17 protein-coding genes, 1 tRNA gene and 1 riboswitch are annotated in these 15,790 nt (G+C 67.1%); of the genes, 12 read left to right on the forward strand and 6 right to left on the reverse strand.

From position 1 onward, the window contains the following. A riboswitch (yybP-ykoY riboswitch) is annotated at positions 1-201 on the forward strand. 16 nt (positions 202-217) lie between these two features. Continuing rightward, a complete protein-coding gene (locus tag WNB94_RS04995) occupies positions 218-796 on the forward strand; it encodes a TMEM165/GDT1 family protein (RefSeq protein WP_341388806.1) in 579 nt (192 codons plus the stop codon). A gap of 12 nt (positions 797-808) precedes the next feature. Here WNB94_RS04995 and WNB94_RS05000 read toward each other — a convergent pair whose 3' ends face one another. Continuing rightward, positions 809-1,879, reverse strand: a complete 1,071-nt coding sequence (locus tag WNB94_RS05000) for a patatin-like phospholipase family protein (RefSeq protein WP_341388808.1) — start codon at positions 1,877-1,879, stop codon at positions 809-811. A 99-nt stretch (positions 1,880-1,978) separates the two neighbouring features. On the opposite strand from WNB94_RS05000, the gene WNB94_RS05005 reads away from it, so the two are divergent. From WNB94_RS05005 to WNB94_RS05040, 8 genes are all read left to right on the forward strand, one after another. Next, entirely contained in the window at positions 1,979-2,395 is a 417-nt protein-coding gene (locus tag WNB94_RS05005) for a hypothetical protein (protein ID WP_341388809.1), read from the forward strand. A gap of 78 nt (positions 2,396-2,473) precedes the next feature. Beyond that, positions 2,474-2,791, forward strand: a complete 318-nt coding sequence (locus WNB94_RS05010) for a hypothetical protein (protein WP_341388810.1) — start codon at positions 2,474-2,476, stop codon at positions 2,789-2,791. Next, positions 2,778-4,250 carry a TolC family protein gene (locus WNB94_RS05015; RefSeq protein WP_341388812.1) on the forward strand — a complete coding sequence of 491 codons (1,473 nt, stop codon included), beginning with the start codon at positions 2,778-2,780 and terminating at the stop codon, positions 4,248-4,250. Before WNB94_RS05010 ends, WNB94_RS05015 begins: the two co-directional genes overlap by 14 nt. Positions 4,251-4,280: 30 nt before the next feature. Continuing rightward, a complete protein-coding gene (locus WNB94_RS05020) occupies positions 4,281-5,666 on the forward strand; it encodes a multicopper oxidase domain-containing protein (RefSeq protein ID WP_341388814.1) in 1,386 nt (461 codons plus the stop codon). A gap of 11 nt (positions 5,667-5,677) precedes the next feature. Beyond that, entirely contained in the window at positions 5,678-6,145 is a 468-nt protein-coding gene (locus WNB94_RS05025) for a DUF411 domain-containing protein (protein WP_445819021.1), read from the forward strand. Then, on the forward strand, positions 6,142-7,401 hold the full coding sequence (gene chrA, locus WNB94_RS05030) for a chromate efflux transporter (RefSeq protein WP_341388816.1): 1,260 nt from the start codon (positions 6,142-6,144) through the stop codon (positions 7,399-7,401). Before WNB94_RS05025 ends, chrA begins: the two co-directional genes overlap by 4 nt. A gap of 65 nt (positions 7,402-7,466) precedes the next feature. Next, complete coding sequence (locus tag WNB94_RS05035; protein ID WP_341388817.1) at positions 7,467-8,426, forward strand: RsmB/NOP family class I SAM-dependent RNA methyltransferase; 960 nt, start codon at positions 7,467-7,469, stop codon at positions 8,424-8,426. Between the two features lie 62 nt (positions 8,427-8,488). Next, positions 8,489-8,800 (forward strand): hypothetical protein, encoded by a 312-nt coding sequence (locus WNB94_RS05040; protein ID WP_341388818.1) that lies wholly within the window; start codon positions 8,489-8,491, stop codon positions 8,798-8,800. A gap of 29 nt (positions 8,801-8,829) precedes the next feature. On the opposite strand, the gene WNB94_RS05045 is transcribed toward WNB94_RS05040, so the two are convergent. Beyond that, positions 8,830-8,906, reverse strand: a tRNA-Pro gene (locus WNB94_RS05045). A gap of 27 nt (positions 8,907-8,933) precedes the next feature. Next, positions 8,934-9,872, reverse strand: a complete 939-nt coding sequence (gene ispB, locus WNB94_RS05050) for an octaprenyl diphosphate synthase (RefSeq protein ID WP_341389955.1) — start codon at positions 9,870-9,872, stop codon at positions 8,934-8,936. Positions 9,873-10,064: 192 nt separating this feature from the next. Between ispB and WNB94_RS05055 the strand changes: the two genes are divergently transcribed. Next, entirely contained in the window at positions 10,065-11,408 is a 1,344-nt protein-coding gene (locus tag WNB94_RS05055; RefSeq protein WP_341388819.1) for an FAD-dependent monooxygenase, read from the forward strand. Positions 11,409-11,418: 10 nt separating this feature from the next. Here the strand turns inward: WNB94_RS05055 and WNB94_RS05060 are convergent, their stop codons facing one another. After that, the gene (locus WNB94_RS05060) at positions 11,419-11,550 is read right to left on the reverse strand and encodes a hypothetical protein (RefSeq protein ID WP_341388820.1); all 132 of its coding nucleotides are present in this window, start codon (positions 11,548-11,550) and stop codon (positions 11,419-11,421) included. 550 nt (positions 11,551-12,100) lie between these two features. Between WNB94_RS05060 and WNB94_RS05065 the strand changes: the two genes are divergently transcribed. Further along, positions 12,101-13,402: a glutamate-5-semialdehyde dehydrogenase gene (locus tag WNB94_RS05065; RefSeq protein WP_341388822.1), complete on the forward strand. Its 1,302-nt coding sequence runs from the start codon at positions 12,101-12,103 to the stop codon at positions 13,400-13,402. Between the two features lie 9 nt (positions 13,403-13,411). Here the strand turns inward: WNB94_RS05065 and WNB94_RS05070 are convergent, their stop codons facing one another. After that, positions 13,412-14,653 (reverse strand): SMP-30/gluconolactonase/LRE family protein, encoded by a 1,242-nt coding sequence (locus WNB94_RS05070; RefSeq protein ID WP_341388823.1) that lies wholly within the window; start codon positions 14,651-14,653, stop codon positions 13,412-13,414. 138 nt (positions 14,654-14,791) lie between these two features. On the opposite strand from WNB94_RS05070, the gene WNB94_RS05075 reads away from it, so the two are divergent. Next, complete coding sequence (locus WNB94_RS05075; protein WP_341388824.1) at positions 14,792-15,043, forward strand: DUF2061 domain-containing protein; 252 nt, start codon at positions 14,792-14,794, stop codon at positions 15,041-15,043. Here the strand turns inward: WNB94_RS05075 and WNB94_RS05080 are convergent. Further along, a complete protein-coding gene (locus WNB94_RS05080; protein WP_341388825.1) occupies positions 14,976-15,752 on the reverse strand; it encodes a ferredoxin--NADP reductase in 777 nt (258 codons plus the stop codon). The two genes, WNB94_RS05075 and WNB94_RS05080, sit on opposite strands and share 68 nt — an antisense overlap. Positions 15,753-15,790 lie beyond the last annotated feature (38 nt).

Below are 15,790 nucleotides of genomic sequence, written 5' to 3' on the forward strand. Positions count from 1 at the left end.
ACACTGACGGCGTCATTGGGGAGTAGCCGCTCTTTGCCTCCACGCAAAGAGGCCCACGTCAACACACTTGGCCCGCAGGCCATGGCGTGCGCAGTCCCCGACAGCCTCGGCTGTCGAACCACCTGGCAAGACCTTTGACCACACCGCCTCCGAATCTGGCCGGGGACGCGGCGTGGTCAATCGTCCGCACACCGGCCAGGTTATCTCCATCCCCATCATGGAAGCTTTTTTCATCTCCACCGGCGTGGTTGCGCTGGCTGAAATCGGCGACAAGACGCAGTTGCTGGCCTTCTTGCTGGCCGCACGGTTCAAGCGCCCGCTGCCCATCATCCTGGGCATCTTCGTGGCCACCATCCTGAACCACGCCCTGGCCGGTGCCGTGGGGGCCTGGCTGACGCGGCTGGTGCAGCCCGACATGCTGCGCTGGATCCTGGGCGTGTCGTTCATCGGCATGGCCCTGTGGACGCTGATCCCCGACAAGATCGAAGACGACGAGGCGCAGGTGGCCTCGAAGCTGGGCGTGTTTGGCGCCACGCTGGTGACCTTCTTCCTGGCCGAAATGGGCGACAAGACGCAGATCGCCACCGTGGCCATGGCCGCGCGCTACCCCGAGCCGGTGATGGTGGTGCTGGGCACCACCCTGGGCATGATGCTGGCCAACGTGCCCGCCGTGTTCGCGGGCGACAAGCTGGCCGAGCGCATCCCGATGCGCCTGGTGCATGGCCTGGCCGCCACCTTGTTTGCGGCGCTGGGCGTGGCCACGCTGCTGGGGGCGGGCAGCGCGCTGGGCTTCTGAGGCGGGCGCGTGTCAGGCTTGGTTGGTCTGATCGGCCTGATCACACCACCCCTGCAGCGCCGGGCTGGTGGCCAGGGCCTGCCGCGCGGCGTCGTAGCCGATCTGGATCAGCTCATCGGCCCGCGCAAACTCCAGAAAGCGAATGTGCCCCAGGGGCGGCTGGATCAGCACCTCGGGCTGCTCCAGGGCCAGGCGGGTCTGGGTGATGCGCGTCTCCATCACGTTGATGGACGCCAGCAGCACCTCGAAGATGCTGGGCATGGGCTCCTGGTTGGAGGGCGGCGCCACCCCTTGCGCCAGGACCAGCCCACGCGCCCATTCGCTGCCTTGCAGCCGGGTCTTGAGGTCTTGCATGGCGCGTCGGTAACCGGCCAGCCAAGGGGCGGCATCGCTCAGTGTGACCGGGGTCGTGGCCCGCGCCGACTCTGCCGCCGCCGGGGTACGCCGCGCCTGCAGCGATTTGAAGTTCTTGCCGCCCACGATTTGGTGGTTCAGGTCCACGGCGATGACCACCTCGGCCCCCAGGGCCCGCGCGGCACTGACGGGCACCGGGTTCACCAGGCCGCCGTCCACCAGGATGCTGCCGTTGCGCCGCACGGGGGTGAAGATGCCTGGCACCGAGATGCTGGCCCGCACCGCGTCGATCACGTCCCCCTGCCGGATGAGCACCTCTTGGCCGGTGACCAGGTCGGTGCTGACGGCCGCATACGCGATGGGCAGGGATTCGATGGTGGCTGAGCCCACATGCTCGCGCACCAGCTCGCCCACCCGTGCGCCGTCCAGCAGGCCCGAGCGGGGCAGCACCACGTCGAAGAACGAGAGCGTCTTGCGCCAATCGAAAGCCTGGAAGGTGCTGGTGAGCTGCTGCAACTGCCCTGCGGCGCACACCGCCCCCACCAAGGCCCCCATGCTGGTGCCCACGATGCAGTGCAGCGGCACACCGGCTTCGTTCAGGGCGCGCACCACGCCCAGGTGCGCCAGGCCACGGGCCGAGCCACTGCCCAAGGCCAGGCCGATGCGCGGCGGCGATGCCGGCTGGCGTGGCGTGGGGCCTGCGTCTGAACTGGCCGATGTGTCATGCATGGCTTCGTTTCTACCGCGTTTTGCAGGGTTTTTGCAGGGCTTTGGCAGGTGTTGCCTCGCCGGTTTGACAAGGGTGAATGGTGTCGCTAGGCTACAAGGATGTTGCGCGCACTGCGTCTTTGGTGGATTTGCCTGCTGGCCGTGGCCATGCCGTTGAAGGCCTTGGCGCTGGCCGGTGGTACGCATTGCAGTGCCGCTGACGCTGCGCCGATGGTGGTCATGGCCATGGCGGACAGCGATGCCGAGGCCTGCCCTCACCATGAGGGGGGCGCCACAAACGCCTTGAACGCCACCGAGGCCACCCCGGCCGACGCCACCAGCCCGCACGAGGGCGGCAGCGCTGGCCACCACAGCTGCAGCGCCTGTGCGCACTGCGGCGGCGCCTCGACGCTGCCCAGCGTCTGGATCAGCCCCACGGTAGAGGCTGCGCCTCACACCTTGCCTGCCAGCCCGACGGGCACGTGGCGCTCTGCCACGGTTCGGCACCTGGACCGTCCGCCCCCCCCCACGGCGTGATCTGAGTCCCTTGCCGCGCGCTCCAAGGGCGCGGCCACCTTGTCATCACCCCCATCGGCCATCAGGCCGCCCTTCGCCATGCTCAAACCCATGCGCCATCGCCCCTTGCCGTGGATGCTCGGGATGCTGGTCTCCGTCTGGAGCCTCGCCAGCCATGCCCAGCCACCGGCCTCGTCACCCCAGCCCACCCAGGCCGATGCCCCCGTGCCCCCCTTGACGTTCGAATCCGCCCTGCGCACCTACAGCCCTTTGGTGGCAGGGCGCCCCGTGCCCTGGGTGCAGGCCAATGAACGCGTGAACCAGATTGGCGGCTGGCGCACCTACACCCGCGAAGCCCACGCGCCCGAGCCCACGGCCAACCAGGCTGCACCGGAGAACCCGCATGCGCACCACTGACCGCATCCACGGGCCTGGTGTGCGCACCGCACGCCGGCCTGCCGCCCTGCTGCTGAGCCTCGCCTTGGGGCTGAGCGGCTGCGCCACCGTGGCCACCGACGGCGGGCTGCACGGTGTTCAAAACCAGATGCCGGCCAGCGCGCAAGCCATTCTGGGCCAGCCCGCCTCAGATGCGCCCTTGACATGGCAGCGCAGCGCCGAAGACCGACAGGCCGTGGCCCAACGCGTGGCCGAGTTGCTGGCCCAGCCACTGGACGCCGAGCGCGCCGTGCAGATCGCCCTGCTCAACCACCGAGGGCTGCAAGCCGCTTATGCCGAGGTGGGTATCAGCGATGCCGAGCGGGTGCAGGCCTCTCGGCTGGCCAACCCGGGTTTCAGCTTTGGCCGTTCCAGCAAGGGTGACGAGCGCGAGATCGAGCGCGGCATCCATGTGAACCTGGCGCGCCTGTTGTTCATGCCCACCCTCAGCCGGCTGGGTGATCAGCAACTTCAGCAGACACAGCTGCAGGTGGCTCAGAAGGCCTTGCAGGTGGCCGCCGAAGCCCGCAAGGCCCATGTGGAAGCGGTGGCGGCGCAAGAGCGCCGACGCTACATGCAGCAGGTGATGCAGGCCGCCGAGGCCAGCGCCACCCTGGCCCAGCGCATGGCCCAGGTGGGCAACTTCAACCGGCTGCAACAGGCGCGTGAACAGGGCTTTCATGCCGAGGCGGCCCTGGGCCTGGCCCGCGCCCAGCGCGCCGAACACGCGGCCCGCGAGCGCCTGATCCGCGCCTTGGGCCTGTGGGGCGCACAAACCGCCTTCACCCTGCCCGAGCGCCTGCCGGACCTGCCCGCCACCTTGCCCGATCGCCCCGAGGTGGAGCGGGAGGCCATGGCCCAGCGGCTGGACGTGAAGGCCGCCGTGGCCGCCACCGAATCGACCGCGCGCAGCCTGGGTCTGACACGACAGACGCGACTGATCAACGTGCTGGAGGTGGGCGGCAAGCGGGCCAGCTCGAATGAAGAGCCCACCACCACCGGCTGGGAGGTGTCGCTGGAGTTGCCCCTGTTCGACTGGGGCGGCGCGCGCGTGGCCCGGGCCGAGGCGGTGTACCTGCAGGCCCTGGACCGCGCTGCCGACACGGCCATCCGCGCCCGCTCCGAGGTGCGCGAGGCCTACGTGAACCAGCGCACCACCTACGACATTGCCCGCCACCTGCGGGATGAGGTGGTGCCGCTGCAGCAACGCATCTCTGAAGAAAACCTGCTGCGCTACAACGGCATGCTGATCGGCGTGTTCGACCTGCTAGCCGATGCCCGCGCCCAGGTGCACAGCGTGGCGGCCTACCTGGATGCCTTGCGCGACTTCTGGGTGGCCCAGGCCGATCTGGACCTGGCCATGGTGAGCAGCCCCAGCCTGAGCGCACCGTCGGGGGGCAACAGCCCCGCCCTGCCTGCGAGCGGCAATGCCCCGCACTGACACCCGTCCGTTTCAGACACAGGATTGAACATGACATCACGACGAAACTTCCTCTCTGGGGCCGGTGCCATCACCGCCGCCGTGGGCGCCGCCACCGTCAGCAAGGTGGCCATGGCCGCCCTGCCCGAGCCGGTCATCCAGAACCGCCCCGACACCATGCCGCCGCTGATGCCCAACACCGGGCGGCCCTACAACCCCGTGGTCACGCTCAATGGCTGGACCCTGCCCTGGCGCATGAATAACGGCGTCAAAGAGTTCCACCTCGTGGCCGAGCCCGTGGTGCGCGAGATGGCGCCCGGCTTCAAGGCCCACCTGTGGGGCTACAACGGCCAAAGCCCCGGCCCCACCATCGAGGTGGTGGAGGGCGACCGCGTACGCATCTTCGTCACCAACCGCCTGGGTGAGCTCACCAGCATCCACTGGCACGGCCAGCGCCTGCCCAACGGCATGGATGGCGTGACGGGCTTGAACCAGCCCGGCATCCCGCCCGGTAAAACCTTTGTGTACGAGTTCGTGGCCCGCCGCCCCGGCACCTTCATGTACCACCCCCACGCCGACGAGATGGTGCAGATGGCCATGGGCATGATGGGCTTCTGGGTGACGCATCCCAAAGGTCAGCACCCGCTGATCGACGAGGTGGACCGCGACTTCTGCTTCCTGCTCAATGCCTACGACATCGAGCCCGGCAGCGCCACACCCAAGATCATGACCATGCTGAACCAGAACATCTGGAGCTGGAACAGCAGGATCTTCCCAGGCATCGACCCGCTGGTGGTGCGCCACATGGACAAGGTGCGCATCCGCGTGGGCAACCTGACCATGACCAACCACCCCATCCACCTGCACGGTCACGAGTTCGTGGTCAGCGGCACCGATGGCGGCCCCACCCCCAAAGGCTCACGCTGGCCCGAGATCACGGCCGACATTGCCGTGGGCCAGATGCGTCAGCTGGACTTCGTGGCCGATGAACAGGGCGACTGGGCCTTCCACTGCCACAAGAGCCACCACACCATGAACGCCATGGGCCATGACGTGCCGACCATGATCGGCGTGGATCACAGCGGCGTGGCCCGACAGATCACGAAGCTGATTCCGGACTACATGGCCATGGGCGAACGCGGCATGAAGGACATGACCGAGATGGAGATGCCCCTGCCCGACAACACCGCCCCGATGATGGCCGGCCAGGGCCCGTTTGGCGCCATCGGCATGGGCGGCATGTTCTCGGTGCTGAAGGTACGCAAAGGGCTGGCCCGCCACGATTACCGCGATCCGGGCTGGTTCAAGAACCCGCCGGGCACGGTGGCGCACGAATACACCGGCCCTGCGCCGGCCGCCCACCGTCAAGCGCCGGCTGACGTGCAGCCAGGCGATGTGGAAGTGCAGGTTCGCAAGCCCCACCATCACCAACACTGAAAGGACACGCCATGAACCGACGACAAGGACTGGTGGCCCTGGCCGCCTTGATGAGCACGGCAGCCGCCCTGCCCACGGGCTGGGCCACCTCACCCCGCCGACCGCTGGTGGAAGTTTGGAAAGACCCCCACTGCGGCTGCTGTCAGGATTGGGTGGACCACCTCAAGGCCCATGGCTTTGAAGCCAAGGTGCATGACGAAGGCAATGCCGAGATGCGCCAGCGGCTGGGCATGCCGAAGTCCTACGGCTCATGCCACACCGCGCGTGTGCAGGGCTATGTGATCGAAGGGCACGTGCCCGCCACCGACATCCAGCGCCTGCTGAAAGAGCGCCCCCGTGCCCTGGGCCTGGCGGTGCCGGGCATGCCGATAGGCTCGCCCGGCATGGACGGTCCCGCGTACGGGGGACGCCAGGACCGCTATGACGTGCTGCTTGTCACACAAGATGGGCGCCACAGGGTGTACAACACGCACCCGTGAATCCTCATGCCCAGCCCTTTGACCCATCCCCACCCGCCAGTGCCTGGCAGGTATTCCGGGCATTCCTGGCGCTGGGCCTGAGCGCCTTCGGCGGGCCGGTGGCCCACCTGGCCCACTTCCGCGATGCCTTCGTGGTGCGCCGCCGCTGGCTGAGCGAGCACGATTACGCCGACCTGGTGGCGCTGTGCCAGTTTCTGCCCGGGCCCGCCAGCAGCCAGGTGGGCATGGCCCTGGGCCTGATGCAGGCAGGCTACCGTGGAGCGCTGGCGGCCTGGCTGGGCTTCACCCTGCCGTCTGCCGTGGCGCTGACGGCACTGGCCATGGGCCTGTCGGCATGGACATCCCCGTGGGCCCAAGGCGCCCTGACCGGGCTGAAAGCGGTGGCCGTGCCCATCGTGGCCCAGGCCGTGTGGGGCATGTCAAGCAGCCTGTGCCCAGACGCCCTGCGCCGTGGTATGGCCTTGGGCGTGGGCTTCATCTTGCTGTGCTGGCCAGGGGGGTGGACTCCCTGGCTGGCCTTGCTGGGCTCGGGCGCGATGGCCATGCTGGCCTGGCGGCTGAAGGTATGGGCTCCTGCGGGCCCCACACGCACCATGGGCGACGGCCCCCAGCAGGCCCAGGCCATGCCGCGCCACGTGCCGCGCCGCCGCACGGGCCTGCTGTGGCTGGCCTTGTTCCTGGCCGGCTTGCTGGCCTTGCCCTGGTTGGGCCGGCATGGCGATGCCTGGGCGCTGGCCAATGCCTTTTACCGCGCCGGCGCCCTGGTGTTTGGCGGCGGGCATGTGGTGCTGCCACTGCTGCAGGCCGAGTTGGTGCCCACAGGCTGGATCGACAACACCGCCTTCCTGGCCGGTTATGGCGCCGCCCAGGCCGTGCCCGGCCCTTTGTTCACGCTGGCAGCCTTCCTGGGGGCCAGCGCCAGCATCGGTCCTGGTGGCTGGCTGGGTGGCCTGCTGGCGCTGGTGGCCATCTTTGTGCCAGCGTTCATGGTGCTGGCCGCGGCACTGCCCTGGTGGCTTCAATTGCGTCAGCATACCGTGGCCCTGGTGCTGGTGGCCGGGGTGAACGCCGGGGTGGTGGGCTTGCTGGGCGCCACATTGATCCACCCGGTGGCCACCAGCACCCTCACCTCCCCGTTGGGCCTGCTGATCGCGCTGGGCGGCGGGGTGGCCTGGCTGGCCTGGCGCTGGCCGGTGTGGTGCGTGGTGGTGGCCAGTGCCGTCGCGGGCATGCTGGCTGATGGGCTGATGGGCTGATGGGCTGATGGGCTGATGGGCTGATGGGCTGATGGGCTGAACAAACTGGCACGACAATCCGTGACATGTCATTGCCAGCTGAATTCTTGAGCCGCTTCGAGCAGCTCTGCCCACCGCACCGCCATGCCGAGGCATTGGCCTCGTTCCAGCACCCCAAGGTCGTGAGCTTTCGGCTCAACCGCCTGCACCCCGATGCCAGCAGCGTGATCCCGGCCCTGCGCGCCGCTGGCCTCACCCCTGAGCCAGTGCCCTGGGCGCAAAATCAAGGCGTGATGGCCTGGCAATGCCCGCCAGCGCAGCGCGACGCGCTGACCCATGGCGCCTGGGCCAACGACGGGCGCTTGTACATCCAGAGCCTGTCCAGCATGCTGGCGCCCATCCTGCTGGCTCCCACGGCAGATGAATGGGTGCTGGACCTGGCCGCCGCGCCCGGTGGCAAGACCATCCTGATGGCCGAGATGATGGGCAACGCCGGCAAGATCAGCGCGGTCGAGCCCGTCCACGGGCGCTTTCACCGGCTCAAGGCCAACCTGGAGCGCATGGGCATCAGCAACACCCGCTGCTACCTCAAGGATGGCCGCGAGATCGGCCGCCTGAAGCCCGACAGTTTTCAGCGCGTGATGCTGGACGCGCCCTGCTCGTCCGAAAGCCGCTTTCGCTCCGACGAGCCCGACAGCACCGAGCACTGGAGCCTGCGCAAGGTGACCGAATGCGCCCGCAAGCAAGAGCGTCTGATCCTGAGCGCCTTTGACGCGCTGGCGCCCGGCGGCCACCTGCTGTACTGCACTTGCTCTTACGCGCCTGAAGAAAACGAACGCGTGGTGGCCCACCTGCTCAAAAAACGCGATGCGGCCGAGGTACTGCCCATGCCGGACTGGTTACACCAACTCAGCAACATCACTGCCGGCCTGACCTCGTGGCAAGACAAGCCCCTGCCCGAGGCATGCACACACACCGTGCGCGTGTGGCCCACGGCGGAGATGGATGGCTTTTACCTCGCCCTGGTGAGAAAGCGCGGACCTTGAGTGTATACAAATGGATACTTGCCGGGTATTCTGTCAGGCCGAGAACAGCCCAAGGACATCACATGGACGACACCACGCACCGGCTCCAAGCATGCCAAACCGCCTTGGCCGAAGGCCGGGCTCTGGCGCAGCAGCAACGATGGGCCGAGGCCCACGAACGCTACCGCGCGGCACATGACCTGGCCGTGGACTGCCCCCGCCTGCACGAGCTGGCGCACCGCCACCTGCAGCAGGTGAACTGGCAACGCCGTCAGCTGAAAGAATGGGCCATTGACACCACCTTGCTGGTGCTGTCGCCGCTGAAATCGTTTGAACTGGTCGCTTTCTTCATGAAGCGACAGGTGCTGGGCGGTCAGGTGTGCGCACGCCCGTGAGGTCGGAGCCTGGCCGCGACCAGAGAAATTGGTCGGGGTGAGAGGATTCGAACCTCCGGCCTCTACGTCCCGAACGTAGCGCTCTACCAGGCTAAGCTACACCCCGATCGACTTGATCAAACCGGCGTTCAGCTCAGCTGGAACGCCCGATCGAGTCAGCCGATAATTGTAGCAGAGCTTCGCGCCAGGGCGACTCGGGCAGCATGGCCAGGTGCGCCTGCGCGCGCGCCACCTGGTCGCGCGCGGCCTCGCGGGTGGCCTCCAGGGCACCCGTGTCGCGCACGATGGTCACGATCTCGGGCATGCGCTCCACCTCGCCATGCTCGATGGCATGCCGGATCATCTCGCGCTGCTCAGGCGTGCCGCGCTGCATGGCCACCAGCAGCGGCAGCGTGGGCTTGCCTTCGCGCAGGTCATCGCCAATGTTCTTGCCCAACTCGGCCGTGCTGCCTTCGTAGTCCAGCAGGTCGTCTATCAGTTGGAAGGCGGTGCCCACGGTGCGGCCGTAGCCCGCGCAAGCCTCTTCCACCTCGGGCGATGCCTCGCAGATGACCGCGCCCAGGCGCGCGCTGGCCTCAAACAGCTTGGCCGTTTTGTATTCGATCACGCGCAGGTAGTCGTCCACCGAGATGTCGGGGTCGTGCATGTTCATCAACTGCAGCACCTCGCCTTCGGCAATGACGTTGGTGGCTTCGGCCAGCACCTCCATCACCCGCAGCCGGTTGGTCGACACCATCATCTGGAACGCACGCGAGTAGAGGAAGTCACCCACCAGCACGCTGGCCGCGTTGCCGAACATGGCGTTGGCGGTCTTGCGACCACGGCGCAAGTCCGACTCGTCCACCACGTCATCGTGCAGCAGGGTGGCGGTGTGGATGAACTCCACCACCGCGGCCAACTCGTGGCGCTCGGCGGTGTCATGGCCCAGGGCGCGCGCCACCAACAGCAGCAGCATGGGGCGCACCCGCTTGCCCCCGGCCTGCACGATGTAGTGCGAAATCTGGTTGACCAGGGCAATGCGTGACGACAAACGCTGATGAATGACCTGATCAACCTCGGCCATGTCGGCCATGGCCAATTGTCGGTAAAGGGGGGTCGAGGTGTCGGTCACGCAAAAGGCCCGTCGTCAATGAGAGGTTGAAGCGGCCATGTGGCCGGCACTCCACCCAGATCAAACATTGGGCAGACACCAGATTATAGAAACTGGCCGACAATCCCCGCTGAGCAGCAACCCGCCGTGACCGCGTGCCCTGAAGACAACACCATGCCCACCACGACCACCTCCGCCTCGGCCGCATCGCCCTTGTCCGACCAGGCCGCGCGGCCCCTGAAGCTGGCCATCGTCGGGGCAGGGCCGTCGGGGCTGAGTCTGGCCCTGCAGGCCCGACACACCCTGCCGGACGCCTGCATCACGGTGTTCGATGCCCGCGCTGCCGACAAGGATGTGCGGGGCGACGCGCGCACGCTGGCACTGTCGCTGGGCACCGTGCAAGAACTGCAGCGCATGATGGTGTGGCCCGCCATCGAAGCCAGCGGGCAGGTGGCGCCCATCCTGACGGTGCACGTGTCTCAGCAGCAACCCACGGTGCTGTGGCCGGGCCGCGAGCAACCGGTGGTTCGCATCAGCGCCACTGAACAGCAGGTGCCTCAGTTGGGCGCCGTGCTGGCCTACGGCACCCTGGTGGCCCCGCTACAAGCGGCGTGGCAGGCGGCGTGCGAGGCCGCCCCTGATCGCCTGGCCATGCGTTTTGGCACCCCGGTGCGGGGCTGGAAAGTCTTGGCCAGCGGGGTGGAGATCGATGCCGACATTGCCGAGGCCTTCGACGTGGTGGTGGTGGCCGAAGGCGGCGTGTTTGGCCAGCAACCCGATTTGCGCTGGCCCGATGGGCTGCAGCACGACTACCAGCAGACGGCCTGGGTGGGCCAGGTCAGGCTGTCAGAGCACACGCCGAAGGGCGTGGCTTACGAGCGGTTCACCCCCAGTGGCCCGGCCGCCTTGCTGCCCTTGCCCGATGGGCCCATCAGCGGGCCTGGCGGGATGCCTGCCAGCGATGAGCGCCCTGGACGGCGCGCAGCTCTGGTGTGGTGCGTGTCCAGACACGACGATCCGGTGGCCAGCCTCGACGATGCACAGCGCTTGACGCTGCTGAACACCGTGTTTCATGACGAGGTGGGTGCGATCGAGGCGGTGTCACCCCTGAAGGGGTTCCCGCTGGGCCTGCAGGCACGCCGCCGCCTGGTGGAAGATGGCGCCGTGGTGCGCATAGGCAATGCCGCTCAGACGCTGCACCCGGTGGCCGGCCAGGGGTTCAACCTGGCCATGCGCGACGTGCATGAACTCTTGCACGCCTTGCGCTTGGCCCACACCACTGCGGCCCTCAGCGCCGAAACTCGTGGCGCAGCGATACAAGGTGCGTTGAGGCGCTTTGAGCGCCGTCGTCAGCCAGACCGGGTGGCCTTGATGGCCACCACCGACCTGCTGGCGCGCAGTTTCACGTGGCCCGCCCCGATCCTGGCCACAGCCCGGGGCCTGAGCCTGGGCGCACTGCAGGCCCTGGGGCCTGCCAAGCGCCTGCTGGCGCGCTCGATGATGTTCGGCTGGCGCTGAGGCCGGTGCCTCAGCGCGCAGCCCAGTGGGCCGATGAGGCGAGCAACATGCCCGAACTGGATGAGCCCATTTGAGACTGGATCATCGACAGCGCCCACACGGCCATCACGGCCATCAAGGTTTGTTGCAGCATCTTGCGCATGGTGTGCTCCGCTTGGGTCCAACGATGTAATCGATGCTAGGGACCGCAGGCGAAAGCCATGCCACGATGAGACCGGGACACCCCCCCTATATCGGTGAAATCAAGGGTCTTCCCGGATGACGTCGAGGCTTGCATCACACCCGCTGCCTGCAGAAATGATGCGCCTGGCCCATCGTTGCCACAAGGGGCGCAAGAGGTTTGTCACAAAAAGTTGTGGCGCCCAACCCACCTTTTGCCCTGCCGGCCACTGATTTGCCGCATCGGACACCTCGGGGTTACCCCAGGTGAGCAATCCACACCGGTACCGCCGCTCGCCTTCGACCCAGACCACGGCTGTGCACGCCCCGGTGCGGCGCCGGCTGATCAGCATGCCCACCGGGCAGGGCTCGGCCAGGCAGCACACCCCACAGCCATTGCACGGCGCCCCCTGTGGGGGTTTGGGCGGCGCCAGCGGGTGGATGTGGATGACCTGATGTGAAGCCGGTGAAGAACGTCGGTCGGGCATCGGGTGCTGGGCAATCCCTGCCGGTGTTTGAGACAATGGCGCATTATGAGCACCACCACCCTGCCCCAGGTTGACCAGCCGGTTGACCAGTACATGAACGCCGTTGGCCAGGCAGCACGCGCGGCCGCCACCACCATGGCCGCGGCCTCGACCGCCGCCAAGAACCAGGCCCTGCTGGCGCTGGCCGCGCAGATCCGCACGCACGCCGGCGAACTCAAGGCCCGCAACGAGTCCGACATCATCGCCGCCGAGAAGAACGGCCTGGCCGCCCCCATGGTCGACCGCCTGCGCCTGACGGACAAGGTCATCGAAACGATGGCCGAGAGCTGCGAACAGGTCGCCGCCCTGCCCGACCCCATCGGCGAGATCACCAATGTGCGCCGCCGCCCCACCGGCATCAGCGTGGGCCAGATGCGCGTGCCCATCGGCGTGTTCGGCATGATTTACGAAAGCCGCCCGAACGTGACGATCGAGGCGGCCTCGCTGGCCATCAAGAGCGGCAACGCCTGCGTGTTGCGTGGCGGCTCGGAGGCCATCCACTCCAACCTGGCCTTGTGGAAGCTGGTGCAGGCTGCCCTGACGCAGGCTGGGCTGCCCGCCGAGGCCGTGCAACTGGTGCAGACCACCGACCGCGCCGCCGTGGGCCAGCTGATCGCCATGCCCCAGTATGTTGATGTGATCATCCCGCGAGGCGGCAAAGGCCTGATCGAGCGCATCAGTGCCGAAGCCCGCGTGCCCGTCATCAAACACCTGGACGGCAACTGCCACACCTATGTGGATGCCGAGGTGGACCTGGCCCTGGCCGTGAAGGTGACCGACAACGCCAAGACGCAGAAGTACAGCCCCTGCAACGCCACCGAATCACTGCTGGTGCACGTGCAGCAGGCCGAATCCTTCCTGCCCAAGATCGGTGCCGTGTTCGCGGCCAAGGGCGTGGAGATGCGCTGCGATCTGCGCGCCAAAGCCATTCTGGGCCGCGTCGAGGGCGCCACCGTGGTGGACGCCACCGAGCAGGACTGGTTTGAAGAGTACCTGGCGCCCATCATCGCCGTGAAGGTGGTGGACTCGCTGGACGAGGCCATGGCCCACATCAACCGCTATGGCTCACACCACACCGACGCCATCCTGACCACCAACCACCCCAATGCGATGCGATTCATCCGCGAGGTGGATTCGGCCAGCGTGATGGTCAACGCCTCCACCCGCTTTGCCGATGGCTTCGAGTACGGACTGGGCGCCGAAATCGGCATCAGCACCGACAAGTTCCACGCCCGGGGCCCCGTGGGCCTGGAAGGCCTGACGTCGATGAAGTTCGTGGTGCTGGGCCAGGGCGAAGTACGCACCTGAGCTGGCGGCTCAACGCAGGCCGGGGTCGTCGTCCTCGGCCGGCACGGGCACGCCCGGCCCACGGTAAGGCAGCCAGGCCAGCGAGGTGGCGTTCAGGCTTTGCACGAACAGCCGGCCATTGACCTCGGTCGCCGAGGTGGTCTCCGGGTAGCCACCCTTCGGGTCTTGCAGGTCGTCCACGATGCGGCCAGACTCTTCAAACGCCATGATGTGACCATACGCCGGTGGCACGGGCCACAGCGCACGCGGCAAGCGCGCGATGAGCTGGCGTGTCCAGGGCTGGGTCAGGCCAAAGTCCAGCACGTCGCTGCGGGGCTTGGTCATGCCCACCCAGATCCGGCCCGACGGCGCGCGGGTGAGGTTGTCCGGGTAACCGGGCAGGTTGTCGATCAGCACCACGGCGGCCTTTTGTTTGAAGGCATCGTCCAGGCTCGGAGGCACGTGATCGCCCATGGGCGATCGCACTGCCGACAGCTTGGCCAGGTCCAGCTTGACGATGCGGAAGGTGCCGGTCTCGGCCACGAACAGGGCGCGGCCATCACCGCTGAACGCCAGACCGTTGGGAAAGCACAAGCCGGACAAGGCCACGCGCGACTCCAGCGTGTCGGGATGCAAGGCGATCAGGCGCCCGGTGCAGCTGTGTTCAAGGATGTCAAGCACGCCGGCCTCGAACGTGCTGCCCAGCTCGCGGGGCGAAAAACGACGGGACGCGTCTGTGACCCACACGGTGCCGTCGGCCGCCACCTCGACCGCGTCGGCATAACGCACGGGGTCGTTGGGCACGGGCTGCTGCACGGCCTTCAGGATCACGTCCACCTGGGCCTGAGGCCCCACCCCCGTGACACGCAAGAGACCGCGCATGCCATCGGCCACCAGCAGACGCCCCTGGCCGTCCATGGCCAACCCCAGCGGGCGCCCCCCGGTGTTGATCACCACATCGCGCACTTCCTGCCCCTCGGGGCTCATGCGCACCACGTCACCGTTGGCCAGGCCGGTGTAGATCAGGCCGTCATGGGCCAGGATGTGCTCAGGGCCATGCTGCGCGCCCACCAAAGGCAAGGGGCGCAGGGCCGCCAGGCGCTCGTTGGCCTGGTGCGCGCCGGTGTAGCCCGCGTTTTTGGGGGGCTGCCAGGCGCGGGGCTCAATGGCCACCGGCCAGAAAGCCAGGTACGCCAGCAGTGCCACCAGGGGCGTGGCCCAGGACGCCCAGGGCGCCAGTGAGGCCCATCGGGGGGAAGTGCGCTTGCTCATCGTGGACGACTCTCTGGCCAGATCGGCCTCAATCATTGATCACAACTATGGCCGCAATGACTTCTATCGTTTTGACTGATGTTGTCAGGTCATCAACAATAAGAACCATTCTCAAACAAAGACCACCTGGAGCGCATCATGGCCAAAACAGCAACCTACGGCGTCTTGCACATGGCGAGCTCGTTCGGCATCGCCTATGCCCTGACCGGCAGCGTGACCGTGGCTGGCGCAGTGACCTTTGTCGAACCCATCGTCAACACCGGCCTGCACTACGCCTTGGACCGGTACTGGGACCACCCGGTCATGCGCCGGGTGCGCCAGCTCATTTCTCGACAAACGCCCGTTCAATCACATAGTCGCCCGGAACGCCCTGAGACGGCGAGACCTTGAAGCCCGCGTCGTCCAGGATCTGGCACAGGTCCTTCAGCATGGACGGGCTGCCGCACATCATGGCGCGGTCGTTGGCGGGGCTCAGCTGCGGCAGGCCCACGCCCTTGGCCAGCTCACCATTGACGATCTGGTCGGTCAGGCGGCCCTGGTTGCGGAAGGGCTCGCGCGTGACCAGCGGGTAATAGATCAGTTTGTCGCGGATGAGCTCGCCCAACAGTTCGTGCTGGGGCAGCTCGTGGGTGATGAAGTCGTGGTACGCCAGCTCGCAGACCAGGCGCACGCCATGCACCAGCACGACCTTCTCGAACTTCTCGTAGGTGTACGGGTCCTGGATGATGCTCATGAAGGGCGCCAGGCCCGTGCCTGTGCCGAACAGGTAGAGGTTCTTGGCCGGCGTGAGGTCGTCCACCACCAGGGTGCCCACCGCCTTGCGGCCCACCAGGATCTTGTCGCCCACCTGGATCTTCTGCAGGCGCGAGGTCAAGGGGCCATCCTGCACCTTGATCGACAGGAACTCCAGGTGCTCTTCGTAGTTGGCGCTGGCCACCGAATAAGCACGCATCAGGGGCTTGCCGTCGACTTCCAGGCCGATCATCACGAAGTGCCCGCTGGCGAACCGCAGAGACGGATCGCGCGTCGTGCGGAAGCTGAACAGGGTGTCGTTCCAGTGGTGAACAGAGGTGACGGTCTCTTGGTTGAATGCAGCCATGATGTGTGAAGCGCGCACAGGCGCCCTGCTCTGATGAC

The organism is Aquabacterium sp. A3, assembly GCF_038069945.1.
Lineage (GTDB): Bacteria > Pseudomonadota > Gammaproteobacteria > Burkholderiales > Burkholderiaceae_C > Aquabacterium.

Excerpts from the sequence above, each read along its gene's own strand:
- WNB94_RS05065 (WP_341388822.1), top strand. The coding sequence starts at position 12,101 with ATGAGCACCACCACCCTGCCCCAGGTTGACCAGCCGGTTGACCAGTAC.
- WNB94_RS05005 (WP_341388809.1), top strand. The coding sequence starts at position 1,979 with ATGTTGCGCGCACTGCGTCTTTGGTGGATTTGCCTGCTGGCCGTGGCC.
- WNB94_RS05035 (WP_341388817.1), top strand. The coding sequence starts at position 7,467 with ATGTCATTGCCAGCTGAATTCTTGAGCCGCTTCGAGCAGCTCTGCCCA.
- WNB94_RS05060 (WP_341388820.1), bottom strand. The coding sequence starts at position 11,550 with ATGCGCAAGATGCTGCAACAAACCTTGATGGCCGTGATGGCCGTGTGG.
- WNB94_RS05070 (WP_341388823.1), bottom strand. The coding sequence starts at position 14,653 with ATGAGCAAGCGCACTTCCCCCCGATGGGCCTCACTGGCGCCCTGGGCG.
- WNB94_RS05075 (WP_341388824.1), top strand. The coding sequence starts at position 14,792 with ATGGCCAAAACAGCAACCTACGGCGTCTTGCACATGGCGAGCTCGTTC.
- WNB94_RS05055 (WP_341388819.1), top strand. The coding sequence starts at position 10,065 with ATGCCCACCACGACCACCTCCGCCTCGGCCGCATCGCCCTTGTCCGAC.
- WNB94_RS05015 (WP_341388812.1), top strand. The coding sequence starts at position 2,778 with ATGCGCACCACTGACCGCATCCACGGGCCTGGTGTGCGCACCGCACGC.
- WNB94_RS05080 (WP_341388825.1), bottom strand. The coding sequence starts at position 15,752 with ATGGCTGCATTCAACCAAGAGACCGTCACCTCTGTTCACCACTGGAAC.
- WNB94_RS05025 (WP_445819021.1), top strand. The coding sequence starts at position 5,678 with ATGAACCGACGACAAGGACTGGTGGCCCTGGCCGCCTTGATGAGCACG.
- WNB94_RS05010 (WP_341388810.1), top strand. The coding sequence starts at position 2,474 with ATGCTCAAACCCATGCGCCATCGCCCCTTGCCGTGGATGCTCGGGATG.
- WNB94_RS05020 (WP_341388814.1), top strand. The coding sequence starts at position 4,281 with ATGACATCACGACGAAACTTCCTCTCTGGGGCCGGTGCCATCACCGCC.
- ispB (WP_341389955.1), bottom strand. The coding sequence starts at position 9,872 with ATGGCCGACATGGCCGAGGTTGATCAGGTCATTCATCAGCGTTTGTCG.
- WNB94_RS05040 (WP_341388818.1), top strand. The coding sequence starts at position 8,489 with ATGGACGACACCACGCACCGGCTCCAAGCATGCCAAACCGCCTTGGCC.
- WNB94_RS04995 (WP_341388806.1), top strand. The coding sequence starts at position 218 with ATGGAAGCTTTTTTCATCTCCACCGGCGTGGTTGCGCTGGCTGAAATC.
- WNB94_RS05000 (WP_341388808.1), bottom strand. The coding sequence starts at position 1,879 with ATGCATGACACATCGGCCAGTTCAGACGCAGGCCCCACGCCACGCCAG.